General features: G+C 43.8%; 14 protein-coding genes. All 14 read right to left on the bottom strand.

Translation table 11 applies throughout. From position 1 onward, the window contains the following. Entirely contained in the window at positions 1-1,098 is a 1,098-nt protein-coding gene (gene pdxA, locus C3V43_RS00960) for a 4-hydroxythreonine-4-phosphate dehydrogenase PdxA (RefSeq protein ID WP_106068218.1), read from the bottom strand. A 5-nt stretch (positions 1,099-1,103) separates the two neighbouring features. Then, positions 1,104-2,159: a DUF4837 family protein gene (locus tag C3V43_RS00955; protein WP_106068217.1), complete on the bottom strand. Its 1,056-nt coding sequence runs from the start codon at positions 2,157-2,159 to the stop codon at positions 1,104-1,106. Between the two features lie 69 nt (positions 2,160-2,228). After that, a complete protein-coding gene (rlmN, locus tag C3V43_RS00950; RefSeq protein WP_106068216.1) occupies positions 2,229-3,269 on the bottom strand; it encodes a dual-specificity RNA methyltransferase RlmN in 1,041 nt (346 codons plus the stop codon). Positions 3,270-3,564: 295 nt separating this feature from the next. Next, positions 3,565-5,703, bottom strand: coding sequence for a SurA N-terminal domain-containing protein (locus C3V43_RS00945; protein WP_106068215.1), 2,139 nt, complete (start codon positions 5,701-5,703; stop codon positions 3,565-3,567). Between the two features lie 122 nt (positions 5,704-5,825). Then, positions 5,826-7,082 carry a hemolysin family protein gene (locus tag C3V43_RS00940; protein WP_106068214.1) on the bottom strand — a complete coding sequence of 419 codons (1,257 nt, stop codon included), beginning with the start codon at positions 7,080-7,082 and terminating at the stop codon, positions 5,826-5,828. 12 nt (positions 7,083-7,094) lie between these two features. Further along, the gene (gene lptC, locus C3V43_RS00935) at positions 7,095-7,721 is read right to left on the bottom strand and encodes an LPS export ABC transporter periplasmic protein LptC (protein WP_106068213.1); all 627 of its coding nucleotides are present in this window, start codon (positions 7,719-7,721) and stop codon (positions 7,095-7,097) included. Positions 7,722-7,725: 4 nt separating this feature from the next. Beyond that, on the bottom strand, positions 7,726-9,048 hold the full coding sequence (locus C3V43_RS00930) for a tetratricopeptide repeat protein (RefSeq protein ID WP_106068212.1): 1,323 nt from the start codon (positions 9,046-9,048) through the stop codon (positions 7,726-7,728). A gap of 48 nt (positions 9,049-9,096) precedes the next feature. Further along, on the bottom strand, positions 9,097-10,359 hold the full coding sequence (locus C3V43_RS00925) for a BamG family beta-barrel-assembly machinery protein (protein WP_106068211.1): 1,263 nt from the start codon (positions 10,357-10,359) through the stop codon (positions 9,097-9,099). After that, positions 10,346-11,077: a type III pantothenate kinase gene (locus C3V43_RS00920; protein ID WP_106068210.1), complete on the bottom strand. Its 732-nt coding sequence runs from the start codon at positions 11,075-11,077 to the stop codon at positions 10,346-10,348. The genes C3V43_RS00925 and C3V43_RS00920 overlap by 14 nt, the downstream gene beginning before the upstream one ends. Before the next feature lie 682 nt (positions 11,078-11,759). Next, on the bottom strand, positions 11,760-13,241 hold the full coding sequence (locus C3V43_RS00910; RefSeq protein WP_174704378.1) for a glycoside hydrolase family 30 protein: 1,482 nt from the start codon (positions 13,239-13,241) through the stop codon (positions 11,760-11,762). A gap of 48 nt (positions 13,242-13,289) precedes the next feature. Continuing rightward, on the bottom strand, positions 13,290-15,035 hold the full coding sequence (locus tag C3V43_RS00905; RefSeq protein ID WP_106068207.1) for a RagB/SusD family nutrient uptake outer membrane protein: 1,746 nt from the start codon (positions 15,033-15,035) through the stop codon (positions 13,290-13,292). 11 nt (positions 15,036-15,046) lie between these two features. After that, positions 15,047-18,253, bottom strand: a complete 3,207-nt coding sequence (locus C3V43_RS00900; protein WP_235655870.1) for a SusC/RagA family TonB-linked outer membrane protein — start codon at positions 18,251-18,253, stop codon at positions 15,047-15,049. 214 nt (positions 18,254-18,467) lie between these two features. Further along, positions 18,468-19,415 carry a FecR family protein gene (locus C3V43_RS00895; RefSeq protein ID WP_106068205.1) on the bottom strand — a complete coding sequence of 316 codons (948 nt, stop codon included), beginning with the start codon at positions 19,413-19,415 and terminating at the stop codon, positions 18,468-18,470. 74 nt (positions 19,416-19,489) lie between these two features. Beyond that, entirely contained in the window at positions 19,490-20,050 is a 561-nt protein-coding gene (locus C3V43_RS00890; protein ID WP_106068204.1) for an RNA polymerase sigma-70 factor, read from the bottom strand. Between the last annotated feature and the right edge of the window lie 157 nt (positions 20,051-20,207).

The following is a 20,207-nucleotide window of genomic DNA, read 5'->3' as shown; positions in this document are numbered from 1 at the left end:
CTATAAATCCTCTTCTACACTATCAAGCTTCAGCTTGTCACTGTCATCACGTTTCTCGTAATATTGCTTGCGCAACGGATTGGCACGCGTCGCACTCTCACGTACACGGTTGCGAAATACATCTATCGCCACATAGATGGCCTGTCGAAATGAATCTTCTGAGGCAAGCCCTTTTCCGGCAATATCATACGCCGTGCCATGAGCCGGCGAAGTGCGCACCACCGGCAATCCCGCCGTATAATTCACCCCTTCGTCCATTGCTAATGCCTTGAATGGAGCCAATCCCTGATCGTGATACATTGCCAAAATGCCATCGAAATGAGTATAATTATCCGAGCCCATGAATCCGTCTGCCGGATAAGGCCCATAACAAAGCACACCCTGAGCAGCCATCTCACGAATGGCGGGAATTATCACTTCCTGCTCCTCAGTTCCCAACAAACCATTATCTCCTGCATGCGGATTAAGCGACAGGACAGCAATACGAGGTGCGTCAAGGGCAAAATCACGCTTCAAGGAGTGATTGAAAATCCTCAGTTTCTCCTCTATCAACTCCTTCGTGATAGTCGCAGCAATCTCTTTCACCGGCAGATGTCCGGTCACCAATGCGATTCTGAAATCATCTTTCATCAAAATCATCAGCGCCTTTTCACCATTTCCCAGTTTTTGTTCGATGTATTCCGTATGTCCGGGAAAAGCGAATTCCTCCGACTGAATGGTATGTTTATTGATAGGAGCAGTGACAAGCACGTCTATCAAGCCCTTTTCATATTCCTCGATGGCTTTTTCCAATGCTCCCAGCGCAGCCTTACCGGCTTCGGGGTCGGGTTTGGAAAACTCCACCTTCACCTCATCATCGGTACAGTTCACTACACTCAACCGATTATGAATGGCTTCGGATGCAGAGTTGACTATGCTGAAGTTAGTGGGCAAATCCAATGATTTACGATGGTAGGCTGCCACCTTGGGTGAACCGTAGATAATGGGAGTACACAACTCCAACATGGCAGGTTCTGCAAAAGTCTTCAAAATAACCTCATACCCCACTCCGTTGATGTCGCCCTGCGTAATGCCGACTCTTATTTTGTTATCTTCCATTTTTATTACTTATTGTTTATTGTATCTTTCGAAACCGTGTTGAGTTGAATAGCCATTCCTTCCTGCTTGCTACCGGGCAACTTCAGCGTATAGAGTGAAGCTTCCATCTGACGAACCAAATTCCGTTTCAGTTTATCAGGTGAGTAGATAAAGATCTCCGACACAATGATGCGCTGATTGGCTTTATCCAAGCGTGTATGAGAGACAAAAGGGCCACCCATGAAATCACCTTTCACACGCCATAAGCCACGAGCTTCCAGCGCATATTCACCCTGCACGCTGATGGGACGCACATCGGTCATCAAGGAATCCGTCATCATATACATTCCTTCTCTGGCACCCGGGATATTGGCTTTCATCACAGAATCGCGTTTGTGCACAAAATACTCCTTGGTAAACGTCTCTTTATCCGTATAAGGATAAGAATAAATTACGAAGTTCTGGTCACCGGTAGCTGCATTCGTTCCTGCCCAGAAGAAGCCCTCACCCTGCTTGGTAGAGGTCAGTTCGCCGGGAACCCACACATCGCAATCGAACATGCTTTTCACCTTTGTAGAGATATAGTCACTATGTTTATCCTCCAAGACCGAAATCTGCCGGTTCATTTCCGCATGGGTAAAGAAGTCGATGATGACCTGACTGTTCTCTTCCACGAATTGGGCAAACGACGGTTCATCAGGCGCCTGAATAGTTAGGATAGATTGCGGAGCAGCATAGACGTTCTTTGCCGACTTGAATTTGGGCTGAGTGTACTGGCTTTTGTTCACATCTACAACGATGATGTTGCGAATCATTTTCAACGTAGCATCATAATTAGCCGGATCGGTATACATGATACGGAATGAACGTTCCGACTGCGGCAATCCGGGTACATCCGAATCAAGCACATCGAACAAGGCTCTACCGGCAGGACGTTCCCACAATCCAGCGTTGACTACCACCAGAACTTCATACGCACGACCACTGGAAGTTGGTGTAAACACTCCCTTCTTGTCCTTTCCGCATGCAGCAAAAAGCATCAACACAAGAGCCATACTTACATAAAACAGGTGTTTTTTCATATCTCTGTCAATTTAGTTTTCACAAAGCTAAGAAGAATGCACAATATCCTTTCTACCAAAGCTAATAATTTATATTAATTTGCCCTTATTCTCCTCTTGCTTGGCAGTAGAAAGCATACCACACGCCGCAAAAATATCTTCACCGCGCGAAGAGCGTATGGTGGTGAACAATCCGTGCGACGTCAGATAATCGCGGAAAGCAGTCATCGTTTCCATATCGGCTCCTTCGAGATCCACACCCGGTATGGCATGGAAACGGATCAGATTAATCCTACAATCTACCCCACGCAACAACTTCAGCAATTCCTTGGCATATGTCAGTGAGTCGTTCACTCCTTTAAAGACAATGTACTCGAAAGATAGCCTGCGTTGCTTACTGAAATCATAGTTTCTTAGCAACTCCACAATCTCCGTGATGGAGAAAGCCTTTTCGGCAGGCATCAGATCCCTGCGCTGTAGAGGCACGGGCGAATGCAGACTGATGGCCAAATGACAGTCGGATTCTTCTATAAAGCGCTTCAATCCTTTCCGCAATCCCACGGAAGAGAGGGTGATACGTTTAGGACTCCATCCATACCCATAGGAGGCGGTCATAACCTCCAGTGCTTTCAGTACCTCATCCAGATTATCAAGCGGTTCGCCCATTCCCATCATCACCACATTAGTCAGCTTCTCTCTTTCGGGCAAAGAACTGATTTGATTGATAATCTGATGGGCAGTTAGATTGGCAGCGAATCCTTGCTTACCTGTCATGCAGAACTTACAGTTCATCTTGCATCCCACTTGAGAGGAGACACAAAGTGTGGCACGATCTTCTTCAGGAATATAAACCGCTTCCACAAAATGTTCCTCCCCCGTCCGATAGAGATATTTCACCGTACCATCTACCGAGCGCATGGCATCCATCGGAGCTTCGGCACCAACCTCATAAATCTCCTTCAACAACCCGCGATGCTTCAACGAAAGATTGCTCATATCATCGATGGAAGTCACTTTCTTATCGTACAGCCAAGAAGCTATCTGCTTGGCCGAAAAACCAGGCATCCCCAGATTCTTCACCACGTTTTGTAATTCAGCCAGGGTCAGCCCCAATAAAGGTCGTTTCTGCATTTTGTAGTTTTTTATTAAGAGGAACTTCCCGCCGAAAAACAACAAGCTTCATATAAGAGAACGTCCACTTCTCCCACCGGAATGCCCGACCTGTCGCAAAGACACAAATATTCCTCTGACAATGCAAAGGTAGCAATAAAGTTACATAAATTCAATGGAGCAAATGGAAAAAGGCACGGATTTCATGAAACCACACGGTTGTTATATAACCCATCCGTGCACTCCGTGAAATCCATGCCTATAGAGGTTCGAGATGCGTTGCAGCGCCTCTGAGCCTATCAGATTTCTACTTGTTTTAGAAGAACAAGTAGCGTTTATCCTTAACTTCTGCCTTCAAATACAAGTCATTGATGAATTGGCTTGCCATACGTGCATGCATATTCTTCAAGGCAACCTCTTCTGTCTCCTTGTTAAAGGTTTCATTCTGCTTTTCTTTTGCATAAGCCTGCAGAACGAAAACGCCGCCATTACCCTTGATGGGGGCGCTCAACTTATTCAGTTCGGCTACCGAGGCATAAGCACTTACCAACGGCTCACTGCTGCGAAGAGCTGCAACATAAGCAGGAGCACCGAAAGTAACATGCTTCACAGAGTCGCTGACAGCGTTCGTCAGGTTCTTATATTGGTCGAATGAAACGGCATTGGCAGCCTTCATGTCGGCCATGATCTTCTCAGCTTTCTTATCACGGAGGATTTCAGCTCTCAGTTGTTCTTTTACCAAAGCCAATGGACGATAGCCTTCCGGTACAATGCTTGCCACACCTACCACCATCATGCGGTCGCTTTCGCCACACTCATACAGTCCTGAAACCTCACCGGCTTTGGCTTCAAATGCCCACTTCAATGCATCTTTGGTTCCTCTCACACCATCTATTCCGTGCTCCGAGCTATATAGATCGGTTCTGTCCAGCAATTTGTATCCTGCATCTTCCGCATTGGCAACCATCTTCTCCAACGTGTTATTGGCTGCTATGAATTGGCTGAACTCATTGTAAGCCTTACTATAAGTCTCCTTGCTGAAGTCCACCGGACGCTTGATAACAGCTACTTTATATTTATCTTTCACTGCTTTTTTGGCAGTCACCTGCAAAATAACATTTGCTTGCCCCAAGGTCAGATTAGTCAATTCATTCTGTGCCAAAGTAGTGACTGCAATGATATATTTCAGGTTATCACCCTCTACTTGAGCACCTTCATAGTTAGTTGAAGAAATCCATGCAGGCTCACCGGTCTGACCATACTTTTTGGCAACCTCTGCAAAATCGGCACCACCTTTAATGGCGTTGTAAATGCTGTCGGCCAATGTCTTAGTCTTCGCAGCATCTTCGGCAACCACCTGAATCTGGCGGAACTCAATAGAGTCCGGCATAGAGGCAAAAGCCAACTTCTTGAAAGAGTTGATGGTATTGTCTTCTACATTATAATATGGGCCAAATACACCGCCTACTGAAACAGAATCCAGACGAGCAACCACGTCAGCCGGCAAAGAACGTGTAGTGTAGAATAAGTCAGCGTAGGAAACCTCCGAACCGGTAGAGCGGATAAAGGAAGCATAATCTGTCGGAGTACCGGCAAGCTGTTCCGTATATTCCTCCATTTCTTTCTGGAGAGCGGCCTTGTCCTCAGCACTTGCAGTAACCTGCACGTCGATGAACTTGATGTTACGGGTTTCGGTATATTGCTTGAATTGTTCTTTCTTTTTGTCATAAGCAGCCTTCAGATCGGCATCCTTCACCACAATAGTAGAATCAACAATGGAAGAATAAGGCACGGCAGCCAACAGCAAATCCGCCTGATTTACTCTGGCATCGAATGCACCCTGTGCTTCCACCGGATTAGAGAACAGAGATTTCGTGATCAAAGCCTGATATTTCTCCTGCAAACGACCTTGTATAAGTGACTTTTCGAGGAAAGACCAAAATTTATACATCGACTCATAATATTCCACATACTGAGAAGGCATCTGCGCCTTGTCCATCTTGGAATAATCCACCAAAAATTTCTTCAGCATATCTTTGTCGAATACTCCGGTTTGCGGATTGCGAAAAGGTGTTTGTTGCAGCATCGGGTGCACGCCGGCATCGATGATGGCCTGAACTTCTGCTTTTGTCACGGTCAGTCCCAGTTTTTTGGCTTCTCTCTCAATCAGTTTATTATTGATGTATGTTCTCCACACCTCATCCTTGATCTGATTGGTCTGTTCATCGTTCAATGCGCTGTTGCCACTGGAAAACTTAATCACTTCCGTGTACTCTTCTACCAATGCCTGATAATCCTGAGCAGAAATGCTCTCTCCGTTCACCTCACCTACATCTTGCGACTGGTGTGGCTGAAGTACTTTCCAAGCATCGCCTGCAATGAAAGCAAACAGCGCCAAACCAATAACAATCACCAATAAAGGTCCTTTTGACCGAATGTTTTGTAATGTTGCCATTTTAGTTAGTATGATTTATTTGTTTATTATTATTCTCTATCCAATTCCTTTTTAGCGCACGAAGATACAAAAAATGCTAATATACATCTATTTATTGCGTAAAAAAATACGCTTATACGGAATTATTCCACGACTTTCAGCTTTACCAATTCTATTTTCGTAGCCGTGACTTTGATTATTTTGAACAGATAGTTATCCACGGCAATCACCTCATGCAGTTTCGGGAAGCTCTGATAGCGACTCAAGATCAATCCGCCCACCGTCAGATACTCATCCGATTCGGGTAAGTCCAAACCGAATGTTTCATTCACTTTTTCTATTTCCAACCGTGCCGAGAGCACATACTCATGCTCAGAAATCTGCTTGCAGATATAAGAAGAATTGTCGTGCTCATCCTCGATGTCCCCGAATATTTCTTCCACCAAATCTTCCAGCGAGACAATACCTGCCGTACCGCCAAACTCATCCACCACCACGGCAATGGTCCTTTTCTGCTGCATAAACAGTTTCATCAGCTTATGCGCCGACATGGTCTCGGGAACGATAGGCATTTCCTTGATATTATTTCTCCAATCTGTCGGATTCCGAAACATTTCCGACGAATGGATATAGCCTACCACATTATCTATATTCCCATCATATACGATGATCTTCGAGATACCCGACTCAACAAAAAGGTTCTTCAGCTCTTCCAGCTGCGCAGTGCGATCCACCGCCACCACTTCCGTACGCGGCACAATGCAGTCGCGTATCTTTATATTAGAGAAGTCCAGCGCATTCTGAAAAATTTTTACTTCCGTATCCAGCTCCTCTTCATTGCCGGCATTCTCTATGCTCGTCTGTATGAAGTAGTCCAGATCCACTTTGCCGAAAGCCTTATCGGAAGCTTCCTTGTTTATCTTCACCCCGAACAACCGCAGGAACAGATATGATAATCCGGAAGCCAGTTTCGAGACGGGGAACAAGACAACGTAGCAAACAAAGAGAGGAAGCGCGCAGAAGCGCAGCATCAGGTTGGGGTTAATCTTGAACAAGGCCTTGGGAAGGAATTCTCCCGTCACCAAGATAATAAGCGTAGAGATAATGGTCTGCACCAGCACCATGACAAAATGGTTGGAGATGATACCTGCCAGCAGATTCACCTCTATAATCTGTGCCATCAGGATACCGTAGATGACGAGCGCAATGTTGTTACCGACCAACATGGTTGAAATGAAGTTGTTGGGATTGCGCAGGAAATAAGAGATGATGCCTGAAGTGACGCCTGATTTCTTTTCCATTTCAAAGCGAAGCTTATCCACAGAGACAAAGGCAATCTCCATTCCCGAAAAGAAAGCCGAGAAAGCCATTGTGATCAATAAAAAAATGACGGTATCCATCTTTGTATCTTTTCAGTTTATGCTATCGGTTTGCAGGCTGTCCCCTGCCAATGCCTCTTCGTCAATATAAAAGACGCCTTCCGGCTTATGGATCTTATAGACAGTCATCTGCTGATTTGACTCAAATCCACGCCCGGTGATGATTCTGTCCGGCTGTTCTATACGGATAAACCTGTCGGAATAAATTCTCTGCTCCCGTTGATTCCAATACAGCAATTCAGTGGAGAAACGTTCGCCTTTCAGGTTCTTGATGTCTACGTGCCCCATCAGTTTCCATAATTCATCTTTATTATAGTAGTAGGCCGTATCGGCTTTGATGCTGGCTTCCACTTGAAAAATGGAGTCGAATTTCTCCAGATACACCCCTCTTTCAAAAGCCCAGTGAGGAGGATCTTTACGGTCGAAGACCAGCCACTCTTCCGTATGGATACGATAGCGTGTCACGCCTGAATCGGAAATGAGCGAAGTCACACCGCGAGTATCGAGTATAGGCAAAGAATCGCGTTCGGTAATGGCCTTACCCAATGCCTTCTCCCTGTGCGAACAAGCCGAAAATAAAAGAAACATAACCATCGCCCCAAGGACAATGGTTATGCTAAAAAATCTATAATAGATCGCGCTTACGAAACGAAACAACATGATTTTATCTGATAGTTGTAGTCTCACCTATCCACCCACCGATGGTGATACGATCACCGGCCTTATACCCCAACATGAAGAGGTCTTTGGCCTGAGGTGTGTGGCGTGAGAAAGAAGCGATCAATTCATTGGCTCTTTCGGCAACGGAAGGATCCACTGCCTTAGCCCTCTGTAGCTTATCTATTGCCAAGAAATAAGTACACTTATTCAAAGCCGGCTCATCATTCCAATTCGGGTTAGAAGCATACAGCTGTGCCAACAGGATATAAGGTTCACCATAATTCTCCTTATAGCTGATCGCTTTCTGGCAATACATTCTCGATTGTGACAATCTCTTGGCCTGCATCAAGGAAGCTGCTGTGAGATAAGCCATTTCAGCCTTTCTTCCATTATCCGTTTCCATATCCAGCGCTTCATCGAAGTATTTCACGGCCACGTTATAATCGCCTTTCTTGTAATACATATAAGCCACACCTACGGCTGCATCGGCCGTCGGGTTAACTCGATACAGATAATCGGAAGCCTTGAAATAAACCTCGCTTTCGTTACACTTCATCATCTTCAAGATGGCAACGGTCTTAGCCAGGAAAGCAGAGTCGGTCTTATACTCTTCCACTTTCGGACCATAGATATTTTGCAAAGATTCGCAGTCAGCAACGCCACTTTGCACGAACATAGCCACCAGATTGTCCTTGATGGTCTGCAGCACAGCTTTCTTCTGTTCGTTCGTTTCAGCGGCAATCGCATCGTCGGCTGATTTGGAGGCATCGATGTAGTCTTGGAAGAACAAATCGGTATGATTACTATCGGCTTTCACTTTGTTCATGGACGTTTCCAAGAAATAGTGAAGAATGGCGCCATCCGGATCATCGGCTGTTCCCTGGACGGCTTCCTTCAACCATTTGTAAGCTTGTTCGTTATCCGGATTCGCAGCATATTGAATATAATCGATAGCTTTCTTACCCAATTCCTTAGCAGGACTCATCGGAGTCTTTAGACTTCTGTTGAGGTCCGGTAAATACTGTAATTCCTGATCATAGACCTGCATCAGTTCGTCGAAATATTTCTTGTAGTCCGCAGAATTACGGTCTTTAATGTCGCCAAGAAAAGCTCTCAAAATTTTAATAGCATCCAAATAGGTATAAAATCTCAACGTCGGGCAATTCTTCAGCACCTCCATACATGGAGCATACGCATCTTTAAAATTTCCCGCTCTTACAGCCTCGTGCGAGATACTGCTCTGAGCTTTGCAATTGTCTGTCTGTGCAAAAGCGCCGGTCACTCCACCCGAAAGGAGCAAGACAGCTACAAGCGTCTTCATTTTCATTGTATTCTAATTTTTAGTCGTTATTATAATCAAAAACCTTCATTCCCATTAATTCACCTTCCGTTTAAAGAACCAGCGTTCATTGAAAGTGACTCCGACGGAAACACGCAACACGTTTTCATTCAAGAATTCCGCACGGGAGCCATTCACCCTCGCATATTGTGCCGAAAGGCTCAGCATAGAACGTGTTCGCGGTATAGGCAATCCGAAGCCGGCTGTCACGCCATATTCATCGGCAGCACGTACACCATCTATCTTATAGTAAGGTTTGGAGTAGTAAGCTCCCAACCGGTACTTCACATGAGAGAGATAACTTCTTCCCACAGGATTGGGCAGATATTCTGCACCGACCGACAATCTTGTACGGTCGCAAAGTGCCGAACAGTCATTCATAAAAGTCACATCGCTCCACTTTTGGGTCAGCAGGTCCATACCCAGTGTCAGCCGTCCGTCGTACACATACGTCACACCCACGCCCAAACTTGCCGGAAGGCCGCAAGTGAGAAGGGTATCTTTCGTGGTAGTACTCACCCCGGTGGTGGAGTTACCCAATTGAGTCACCCTGTAAGCATCGTTATTCAAATCCTGCTTCGGCGAGAAGACCACTCCCAAAGTGGCGACATGCTTCTTTCCAAACCGATGGGTATATTGCGCTCCCAAGTCAATCTTATAACTTTTTATCGCCACATTCAGCTGCTTCTTATAGGGAAACACGGACGAAGCGGATGTAAAATTCATCTCCGAGGTTCTCGTTATGTCTCCCCAAAAATAGGAAACATTGGCACCCACGGAAAAGTTCTTAAGGACTTTAAAGCCTGCTCCCAAGAACAACTGATGCAAACCGCCTTCACCCGAATAGGTCACAGAGTTGGAATTGTCGGGATACTCCGTATTCTCGCGATATTCTCCCATGTTGTATCCCACGTTCGAATAGGGTAATAATCCCAAGCTAACGGCAGCCCACTTACCGGCGCGGAACTGCATCGTGATATAGTCGAAGCTGGAATTCTTGGCATTCCGTTTCACACTTCCGATACCGAAATTCACATTCTGGAAAGAAACCCCTCCATCGAAAATGAAAGTCAGCGAATCCACGGCCGTATAAGATGCCGGATTGGCAAAGTTGACCTGTGAATTATCGCGCAAACCATAAGCAACGCCCCCCATAGCCCTGCTGTTGCCTGAACCATGTTCCGCCAGCTGTCCGTATCCGTATCGCGTATAGGGAGAATTCGTATTATTTTGAGCGACTGTCGCTCCGGATAATATCATGAGCAAAAGCACCAAAGGTGTTTGTTTATAGCTTGCCATTATTATAGTTTAAAATTCTATTTAATCCTTTCAATACTAAAAATCTGTCTGCAAAGATGATATTTTTTAAGTTTGTATCAAAAGAAAAATCATCCCCGCCCGTTAAAAAAACCAAAAGTTCAGGATATTTATACTTCATAGCCTTTATGTAGCCGGCTATTTCGTATTCTATTCCTTTCAGCACTCCTGCACGGATGGCGGTATCGGTATCTTTGCCCATCGGAGGCAAAGCCCCCTCGGCAGACACCAAAGGCAATCGGGCAGTGAACCGGTGAAGCGCCTTGAAACGCATCTGCATGCCGGGCGAAATGTTCCCTCCATGGTAGCGTGCTGCCGCATCGATAAACTCGTAGGTGATGCAGGTACCAGCATCCACCACCAATATGTCCCTGCCGGGATATTGCTCGTTGGCGCCCACCACGGCGGCTATGCGGTCGTAACCCAAGGTGTGGGGCGTATCGTAGAGGTTCTCCACCGGGAGTAAGGTTTTTTCATCAAGCCACAGCACCGGGAAGGACAGTTTGTCCAAGCGTTCGTGCACCTGTCTGTCCACGTCAATGACAGTAGCCACGACAGCCTTCTCAAACGGATATTTACTACAAAAAACGGGCAGGTGCTCCAATGTGCAATTGGAGTCATACACCACCTCGACAATCTCCTTACCGTTGAATGCCGCCATTTTAGCCACCGTATTTCCTATATCGATAATCAGATTCACAGCACAGCTCCTTATCTTCAGTGTACAAAGATATAATCAATATCACTACCCCTCATCATTCTGGAGGCTGTTTTTTTAATTCGAGGTGTATAAACAAGGGAAATCAGAGAACTCTTTGTTTTCTTCGACAATGCAGATATCCGAAAAAAGGTTTGCGATACCGGAATCTTTTGCACGGCAACAGATAGAGTAAGCAGGATGCTTGGCTTCCGGGATGTCTTCTCGCAGAATATCTTTTTGCGCCAGATTCTGAATGTCGTGGTTGGCCGTGCCCTTTAACAATAGAGAGTGTCAGAATTAACCATGACAAGTTAATCTGACACACTATAAGCAAACTACAGATTCTTACCTGAGTCGGGATAAGAAGCTGGTCGATAAACTCACACTGAGACTTGTATTTTAGAGTTAAAGCCCATTGTTTATCAGACGTTTACCCCTACCCTGTCAGACACAAGTGTCTGACGGCTCAAACACCTGTGTCTGTCACGTCAGGAACTTGTGTCTGTCGGCTTGAACATTTGCGTCTGTCATGACAAAGGCTTGCAGCTGTCAAACAGGGGGGAGGGCGCTCGGCGTAAAAGGCTCTCTTCTGCCTAACCACTGCAAACCGGTGCATTCAGGAAATATCCGACCGATAGGATGCAGTCCCTCATCTTTAGAAGAAGGAACTGCCTATCCCGAATTATTTCATATAGAAGGAATTAAACGAATGCGGTTTTAAAGTTACAATTAAAAATTTAGCTCCTAATTGTATTGTCAATTCCCGTGGTTCATCATTAAAGTTACCCGCTACTACCAAATATTTATTATCTGAAGTTAGAAAAACCATGGCGGGTAATTTATCATCACCTTTTTCTTTGTACTGCAACACCTTTGTGCCCGAAACTACTTTATCACTAAAATGCCTCACAGCATAATATTCCGGAGTATAAGTTACAGCACCGGTTTTAGAATTGACATGAATCAGTGCATTTTGTTTCCATCCCCATGCACTTGTACCCTCATCACACAATATCGCATTCCAAAAAGTATACTCTTCACAACCATTTCCCAAATAATGATTTATCAAATCAAACGTATGCTCCGCCGCTTTCCAGTCAAAAGTACCCGAACCGCATTCATTTTCTGTTTGCATATATTTATACTGAGGATATTTTTTACGAATGCCGGGCAAAATCTGTCCACCCCACCATTGAAATCCCAAACCGTCAACCGTTTCATGCATGCGAGGATCGGAGAGAATCTTATCAACAACTTCAAAACGATTGGTGTTAAGTGTTCCCAGGTAAAGAGAGACATCGGGATGCTGTTTTTTTAATTCCGGAGCTAAATATTCAACATTAAAACGAATGATGCCTTCCGGAGTCCATGCACAACCGGGGTATATGGTAAACGCCCATGGCTCATTTTGGAACATCACCCTTGTCACAGGAACATTTTCATCTCGATAAGCAGAAATGAATTTACAAAAATAATCTGCATAGGTTTTCAAGTAACGTGGATCTTGAATAAAGTAGTCATTTACGGCAAGTCTCCTCGGATAATAAGCATCATTCCTCTCTGTATTGTTTTCATGAAGAATAATATTAGATAAAGGAGACATCTTATTCACTTTATCGTTACTAAGAATCGAATAATAATGATTTACTTTCATCCAAGAAGGAGGTGACCATGGAGAAGCCCAGAAAGTCATATTCGGATTATAATGCAGCGCTCTTCTTATGAAAGGTATAATCGTTTTTTTATCACGATCAACATTAAAATATTTCAATTGAAAATCGCCATCGACCTCATCACAGCTATACCAATCACGAGCATAGTCATTAGCATTCATCGGTATACGTCCCATAGTGAAATGCAATTCCCCATCGGGTGAGAACAGCTTATTTAAAACGACATTCTGTTGTTCAAGAGATAACAGATTAAGGGCATCCCATCCCAATTCATTAAAACATGTCCCCCATTTTTTAAATATTTGTATACTTTCTGTTCCGAGAACCTTCAAAACGGGAGTCGTTTCACTCTTCGATTGCAGCTTTATTTTCGTCTCTTTCCATACATCGTTTTCCGTACTGCAAAACCATGTATAAGATTGAGCATACAAATCAGACATACTTATTGCCAAGCCGCTAACCAGCAATATCTTTTTCAAGAATCTTTTCATACTTCTTCTTTCCATTTTAAATTCAACTAAAATTGGATAATCTCTTATTTAATTAATAGTAGGATAGCCGGGATTCTGCTTCAGGTTAGGGTTCGTTTGAAGAACAGTACGTGAAAGAGGAATCCACATGGTGTGTTTATCCGCATCCGGTTTTTTATCCCACCAAGTCCCGGAATTATAAACTCCGAATCGGCATAAGACACGCCTTCGTTGTCCTTCACCAATAAATTCTCGTCCCCATTCATCCAATAACTCTTGTTTGGTAATTTGGCTACCATCTTCGTTATATAAACTGGGAGACCCTTCCGGATAATACCTCTTTCTTACGGTATTAAGCAATTTTGCGGCAGAAGCGCGATCTCCTTTATTAAATTTTATTTCCGCCAAGTAATAATAAATTTCTGCCAGACGAATCACGGTGTAATCAGATTCTATTTTTGCAGGATCATCCGACCTGTAAATAGGATACTTAATCAAACACCATCCCGAATTTTGGTCACCATAAGGCATAGCCGATTCAGGAGTCTCTTTACCGCTGGAAGGCGCAGGTGAGACACTTAGTGTATCCGTATCCTGAAAGATGCCTACTTGGTCTCGAATATACAACTGATAAGCATCATTATCCGAACGCACATATTTTGTTTTTCCATCCGCAGTAGAATAATCCAACGTTCCATACAAAAATAATCCTTCTCGTTTTCCGTTTTCCAAATTTCGATATTTTTTCAAACGCACATCATCCGGATAGTTCATAAATTTACGTACAGGTTTCCCATTATCAAACGTATATTCCTTTCCTTTCAAATCCAGTCCCGGTTGCAATGCATACTTAGGATTACATCTCCCCCAGTCTGTAAAACCAAAATACAGTGCTGACATGAAAGGAGCCACATACCAATGCATATTTCCCGTATATGCCCAATGGGCTCCTCCATAAGAGCTGGCAAATGCATAAATCACCTCATCGCATTTATCATTATCCCAATCAAAAGGAGCATCCCATCTGTCAGCTATTTTATAGTAACCATATTTGCCATTGATGATATCTTCACAAATTTTCTCACATTCAGCGCTTTTATCTTCATCGATCCACCAGCAGGCATTCATATAGAGCCGGGCTAACAATGCTGCCGCTCCGGCCTGATTCCATAATCCTTGATCCGGTCCATTTCCTCCACTTTCCGATTTGACGCTCAAAGTCGGAAGAGCTTCCAAAAGTTCTTTTTCAAGGAAAGCAAAAGTTTCTTCAGGAGTAGATTGAAAAGGCAACTCTTGACTTGGATATTGTGTTACAAGCGGAATATTATGCATTAAATCAAAAAGCGTCATATACATCCATGCCCGCAACACCCTTTGTTGTGATATAAAATCATTGAATTCTTGTTCTGAATACCCTAAACGAGCAGGATTCAATTTCAAGAAATCAGCTATCACCGAATTACACTGAATGATGCCCCGATAAGTATCTTTCCACATATTATTAACAAACCAGTCGTCAATGGTCCAAGTATGATAATGAAGGCGGAAATAAGCCCCTCCATCATACCAATGTTCTTCTCTCTGTACTATCATATATTGATCTGCAGAAAGTTCGCCGAACAAGTAAGAACTTCTGGAGCACAGCCAATACGCATGTCCGAAAGGCCGGACAAAACTTTGAAGCACATTCTCCCGCGTTCGATAAAATTCATCTTGAGGGATAATGCTATAAGTGGTTTCGGACAAATCGGTACAACCGGTTATCACAAAAATGCCTAAGCAAACCAATATTTGTTTTAAACTTTTTCTTTTCATAATGCAATAAATTAAAAGTCGATTTGAACACCCAATAAAAATTGCCGCGAAGAAGGATAGTAACTTATTTTGTTGGCAGACACTCCCGGCTCCATTCCGTTTACGGCAAATGCATCCATGTCCAATCCTTTATATCCGCTAATGGTGAATAAATTACGCGCCGTGAAATAAATACGTACTTTTTCCACCCACTTCGAATTTACGTTATAATTATATCCTAATGTGGCTACATCCAACTTTAAAAAGTTACCATTATGCACAAAATAATCACTATGCACATTTTTTCCTGTAGTAACGGCTATATTTTCTTTATATGCCGATTTTAAAACATTTGTGTTAGGTGCCGCCGATTGCAGACCATAATACAGATTATGGGTATCATAAATCTGAAAACCGAAATTACCACGAAAGAACAAACTCATATCAAAGTTCTTATATTTGAAAGCATGAGTCATCGACATCGTAAATTTGGGTAATCCGTTTCCTGCCACATGCTTATCCTCATCGGTACCTTTATCGATAGGAATGACATCGCCGGTTTTGGAACGAATCAACCATTGACCTTCATCATTGACGCCTGCATATTCAAACGTGTAGAAATTACCGATACGTTCTCCTTCCTCGATACGCTGCACCGGTCCCGGGTCGCCCGGATAAGTGGGAAATGAACTCATCCAATAAAAAGACTGTCCTTTATGCATCTGATTGGAAAAAGAGACAAAACGATTATTGGATGTAGCTCCGACAAATCCGACTGTATAATCAAATTTCCCGGTCTTGACCGCATGCCAATTTAAATCAATCTCCCAACCGGAATTCTTCATCGTACCTACATTCACAAAAGTGGTGGGAGAGCCATTGGGAGGAAGAGATACATTATAGCTGCCCAACAAGTCGGATTGCCTTCTCGAATAATAATTCATGCTTCCCGTCAAACGATGATTAAAAAAGACAAAATCAACGCCTACGTTCCAATTTTTACCTTTCTCCCATTTTATGTCAGGATTAGGATTAGAATTAAACGACCATCCTCGGATATATCGTCCTTTATAAAAATTCAAATCATAACTTCCCATTGTAGCCAAAGACTGGTAACTGTCGAAATCCTGATTACCCGTCACGCCATAATCTCCCCTGATTTTCAATTCATCAATCCATTTAAGATTCTTCATAAATTTTTCCTCACTAATTCTCCACCCCGCCGATGCAGCCGGAAAAGATCCCCACTTATTATTTATACCGAATTTAGAAGAACCTTCACGGCGCAATGAAAAAGTAGCGAAATATTTATCGGACCAATTATAACTGATACGCCCGAAGAATGCTATCAGTTTTGAATCATTCTTATACGACCCCATGCCCAAACGCCCGATTGCCGCACTATTATAAGAGCCTGCGCCAAGGTTGTTATATGACAACAGATCCGAAGCGAAATTCTTGTTTTCCGCATTAAAACCGGAGTTTACGAAATATTGATAAGAATATCCTCCCATCAACTTCAGGTGATGGTTGTTTTTATCGAACATATAGTTCACCAACCACTCTAAAGACTCCTGTTCGTGTTTATCATAACTTTTGCTGGCTTCTCCTTTAAAACCTTTCTGCTCCGCACGAGTAGAAGTCGAAGGACGGAAAAAGAATTTATCATAATCCATAATTTGCTGGGCCAAAGTTATCTGTGTGCTGAGATAATGAGATTTATTCCGACACAACAAAGGGAATAAATTCAATTTAAAGGTCCCGTCCCAGTTTAAGATCTTGCTCTTACCGCCATGATCTTCCAATTTCAGCGTCTCTACAGGATTGTAAGTATCCCACCCCGTCAGTTTATAATACTTATTGGGTTCTTTGGGATCCATCACGGGAATAGTGGGATTTACAGTCAAAGCAGTCCAGAAAACGCTATAATCCGCATGGTCATAATCTATTGTTCGCGGAGCCACATTCAATACTATATTATATAGTTCAGACTTAGCGGTATGGTTCAAACTGAGACGTGCGCCTATTTCTTTTTTAGAAGACCGTAAATCGATTCCTTCAGAGTTTTTTACATCCACCGTACCTTTATAATTATTCTTCGAGTTCCCCCCGGTCACCTGTAAAGTATGACTATGAGATATACCCACTTTTGTAATTTCGTCAAACCAATTGGTATCGGCTCCATAGTCATTTCCGCGACTATATTTTCTAAACTCATCCACATCCAGGACTTCCAGCTCTGTAATCGGAGTTGCAACATTCACAAATCCCGAATAGAACGTATGGATATTGCCATCGACAGAGCCTTTCTTTGTGGTAATGACAATTACACCGTTAGATCCGCGAGTTCCATAGATGGCCGAAGCCGCACCGTCTTTCAACACATCGATGGACTCAATATCGTTTTCATTCACATTGTCAAGACTTCCGCCGGGGATACCGTCGATGACAATTAGAGGGCCTAAACCGGCAGTACGTGAAGACACCCCGCGAATTTGTATGTTCGCTCTGCTATTAGGATCCGCCGAAGCCGTATTATCGATATTCACACCTGCAACCTTTCCTTGAATTTTCATGGCAGGGTTACCGTTAGCAATCTGTAACATATCCTTAGCCGATACGTGAGAGACGGCACTGGTCAGTTCCTTCTTCGAAACGGAACCGTAACCTATCACCACCACTTCATCCAGCAGTTCCACATCTTCCCTCATCGTGACGCGAAGCAATTTCATATCTTTCAGTCTTATCTCCTGCGAGACATATCCTATATAGCTCACCACAATCACGTCTCCCACCCCGGCAGGTAGCGAGAATCTTCCGTCCATATCCGTCACCGCACCTTGCGTGCCCCCTTTCAACCTCACAGTGACACCTATCAGCGGTTCGCCCGAGGCATCGATCACCACTCCCGTCACTCTCTGCTGTTGTGCCGCTAACGCAGCGTTACGAGTAAGGATTATATGATTCCCCTCCATTTTGTAGCCGATGGAAGAGCCGGCCAGCAACAGCGGCAACACCTCCGACACAGGCTTGCCGTTCACCTGTATGCTTTTACGTGTCTTCACGTTTACGTCTTCCTTGTATATGAAAAGATAATCCGTTTGAGTCTCTATCTCATTCAAAATGGATTCCAAACGGGTATTACTACTGTTTATGGTCACCCTTGCGTTTTGTGAACGACTGTTCCCGGCCGTCAGGCTGAACAGACAAAAGAACAATAAGAATATCGATATTCGCATGATTCTAAATAAATGTTTTGATTTCGGATTTTCAAGGCAATAAAAATCCGGCAAAAGAGTATTTTTCATATCTTTGCAAATGAGTTATTGATACGATTGATTAAAAAATTGTATTAGTCCCGGCCGACGGATGGGGCAAACATCCGCCGGCCTTTGTTTTTCAACAGTATTGTTCCATAGGCTATTCTCCGGTTTTAGGTGGTTAATAGATTCTTTACTTTATATAAATGATATCATTTTCTTTACCTCTTCGATAGCTGAAAGACACATCATTTTGCAGCACACGCAACGCATAGTCCGGACCGTCGGATATGCGGAACTTGCCTGTCAGCATCACTCCGGAAACAGCGGAGTTGTCCATCTGTATCCTCAAGTCATAATACCGTTCCAAATCTCTCATAATTTCGGCAAAAGACTTATTCTTGAAGCAATATAATCCTTCCTTCCATCGATACACATTATAGTCTTCTATCCGGCTCACAACCAGCTTGCCATCCTTCAACGTCGTCTTATAATGAGGTGAAAGGACGATGGAGGCTTTCTCGTTCAAAGGAGACTTCACCCTCACCTTCCCCTCCATCAGAGAAGTCTCGAACACCTTGCGTTTTGAATAAGCCTCCACATTGAATTTTGTGCCCAGCACTTCCACATCCATCACAGAGGTATGCACCACAAACGGACTTTTCTCATGGCGCGTTACTTCAAAGTAAGCCTCTCCGTCCAGCACCACTTCACGTTTTCCTTTCATAAAGGCGGTGGGATACTGCATGCGGGTACCGGCATTCAGCCATACGTTGGAACCGTCGGGCAAATCCAGGTTCACACGCTGGCCGGCCGGTACGGTGATGGTCTGCATGTTCATATTTACTTCATCGCTATCTTTTCCTATTGAAAACAAGGCAGCCGTCACACTCACCGTTATCGCAATCACAGAGGCTATTTTCAGAAATTCGCCGATAAAGCGGTGCAGCCTCTTATTCTTCGTTTTCCACACATCGTCCCGTTGCGGCCTGCCTGCCAGAATCATGACGTTAAACAACTTGCGTTCACGCAAGAACTGCTTGCGGTTCTCATCGGAAGCCTCGGCCCATTCCTCCACCTGCTTCATTTCTTCCACAGAGGCATAGCCTTCGAAAAAACGATATAATATATCCTTATCCATAAATACTTCTTATTTTGCGTATCTATGGTAATAGCGGATGGAAAAGAAACTCCCCTAGCGGAAAAACCGTTTTTTTAATGAAGATAGAAAAAAAGCAGCGCGGCGGGCAGATAGTCCTTCAAGGCAAGACGCAACACCTTGGTGGCTTTCGATATGTGAAATTCCACTCCTTTGGTGGTTATTCCCAGTGATTCGGCTATTTCTTTATGAGATTTGTTTTCATAACGGCTCATGACGAAGATACGCCGTGTCTGTTCGGACAGGGCAGACAGTGCCTTGTCCACTATTTCCTGTATCTCATGGGTGAAAATCTCATCGGGTTCCAGATCTTCCAATGACAGGATGCGGTTAGACAGGTCCCAGGCATACAGGCGGGATAACTCGTCCGAAATCTCTTGGTGAAGCCGCCGGCGACGCAGGTGATCGATGCACTTATGTTTAATGGCAGTCAGCACATAGGCCGGAATATTAGTGTCGGCAGCAAGGCGTCCCTTGTTTTCCCAATAATACATCATGGATTCGATGACAATGTCTTCGGCAACAGCTTCATCGTGCACATAAGTAACGACAAAGTGGACAAAGCGTTGTTGATATTCCCTGAAGAATTGATTGAAATCACTCAGATTAAAGGCCATCGTTCAATTAATAATAGTATTAAAACATAAGGAAAAGATGCTACAAATATACACTTTTACTTTAAAAAGAAACAGGATTAGGTGTAATAATTCAATCCTGTTAAAGAATAAAACTACTGTCATACGGTGCGACATGAATTAATAGGTCGGTTCGGGA

It is taken from the genome of Prevotella heparinolytica, from assembly GCF_002998535.1.
GTDB lineage: Bacteria > Bacteroidota > Bacteroidia > Bacteroidales > Bacteroidaceae > Bacteroides > Bacteroides heparinolyticus.
Note: the sequence above shows the minus strand (reverse complement) of the source record. Positions and strands in the feature narration are given on the sequence as shown.

Coding starts and splice junctions, on each gene's coding strand:
- C3V43_RS00955 (WP_106068217.1), bottom strand. CDS start 2,159: ATGAAAAAACACCTGTTTTATGTAAGTATGGCTCTTGTGTTGATGCTT.
- C3V43_RS00945 (WP_106068215.1), bottom strand. CDS start 5,703: ATGGCAACATTACAAAACATTCGGTCAAAAGGACCTTTATTGGTGATT.
- C3V43_RS00910 (WP_174704378.1), bottom strand. CDS start 13,241: ATGAAAAGATTCTTGAAAAAGATATTGCTGGTTAGCGGCTTGGCAATA.
- C3V43_RS00890 (WP_106068204.1), bottom strand. CDS start 20,050: ATGGCCTTTAATCTGAGTGATTTCAATCAATTCTTCAGGGAATATCAA.
- C3V43_RS00940 (WP_106068214.1), bottom strand. CDS start 7,082: ATGGATACCGTCATTTTTTTATTGATCACAATGGCTTTCTCGGCTTTC.
- pdxA (WP_106068218.1), bottom strand. CDS start 1,098: ATGGAAGATAACAAAATAAGAGTCGGCATTACGCAGGGCGACATCAAC.
- C3V43_RS00895 (WP_106068205.1), bottom strand. CDS start 19,415: ATGGATAAGGATATATTATATCGTTTTTTCGAAGGCTATGCCTCTGTG.
- C3V43_RS00930 (WP_106068212.1), bottom strand. CDS start 9,048: ATGAAAATGAAGACGCTTGTAGCTGTCTTGCTCCTTTCGGGTGGAGTG.
- C3V43_RS00900 (WP_235655870.1), bottom strand. CDS start 18,253: ATGCGAATATCGATATTCTTATTGTTCTTTTGTCTGTTCAGCCTGACG.
- rlmN (WP_106068216.1), bottom strand. CDS start 3,269: ATGCAGAAACGACCTTTATTGGGGCTGACCCTGGCTGAATTACAAAAC.
- C3V43_RS00925 (WP_106068211.1), bottom strand. CDS start 10,359: ATGGCAAGCTATAAACAAACACCTTTGGTGCTTTTGCTCATGATATTA.
- lptC (WP_106068213.1), bottom strand. CDS start 7,721: ATGTTGTTTCGTTTCGTAAGCGCGATCTATTATAGATTTTTTAGCATA.
- C3V43_RS00905 (WP_106068207.1), bottom strand. CDS start 15,035: ATGAAAAGAAAAAGTTTAAAACAAATATTGGTTTGCTTAGGCATTTTT.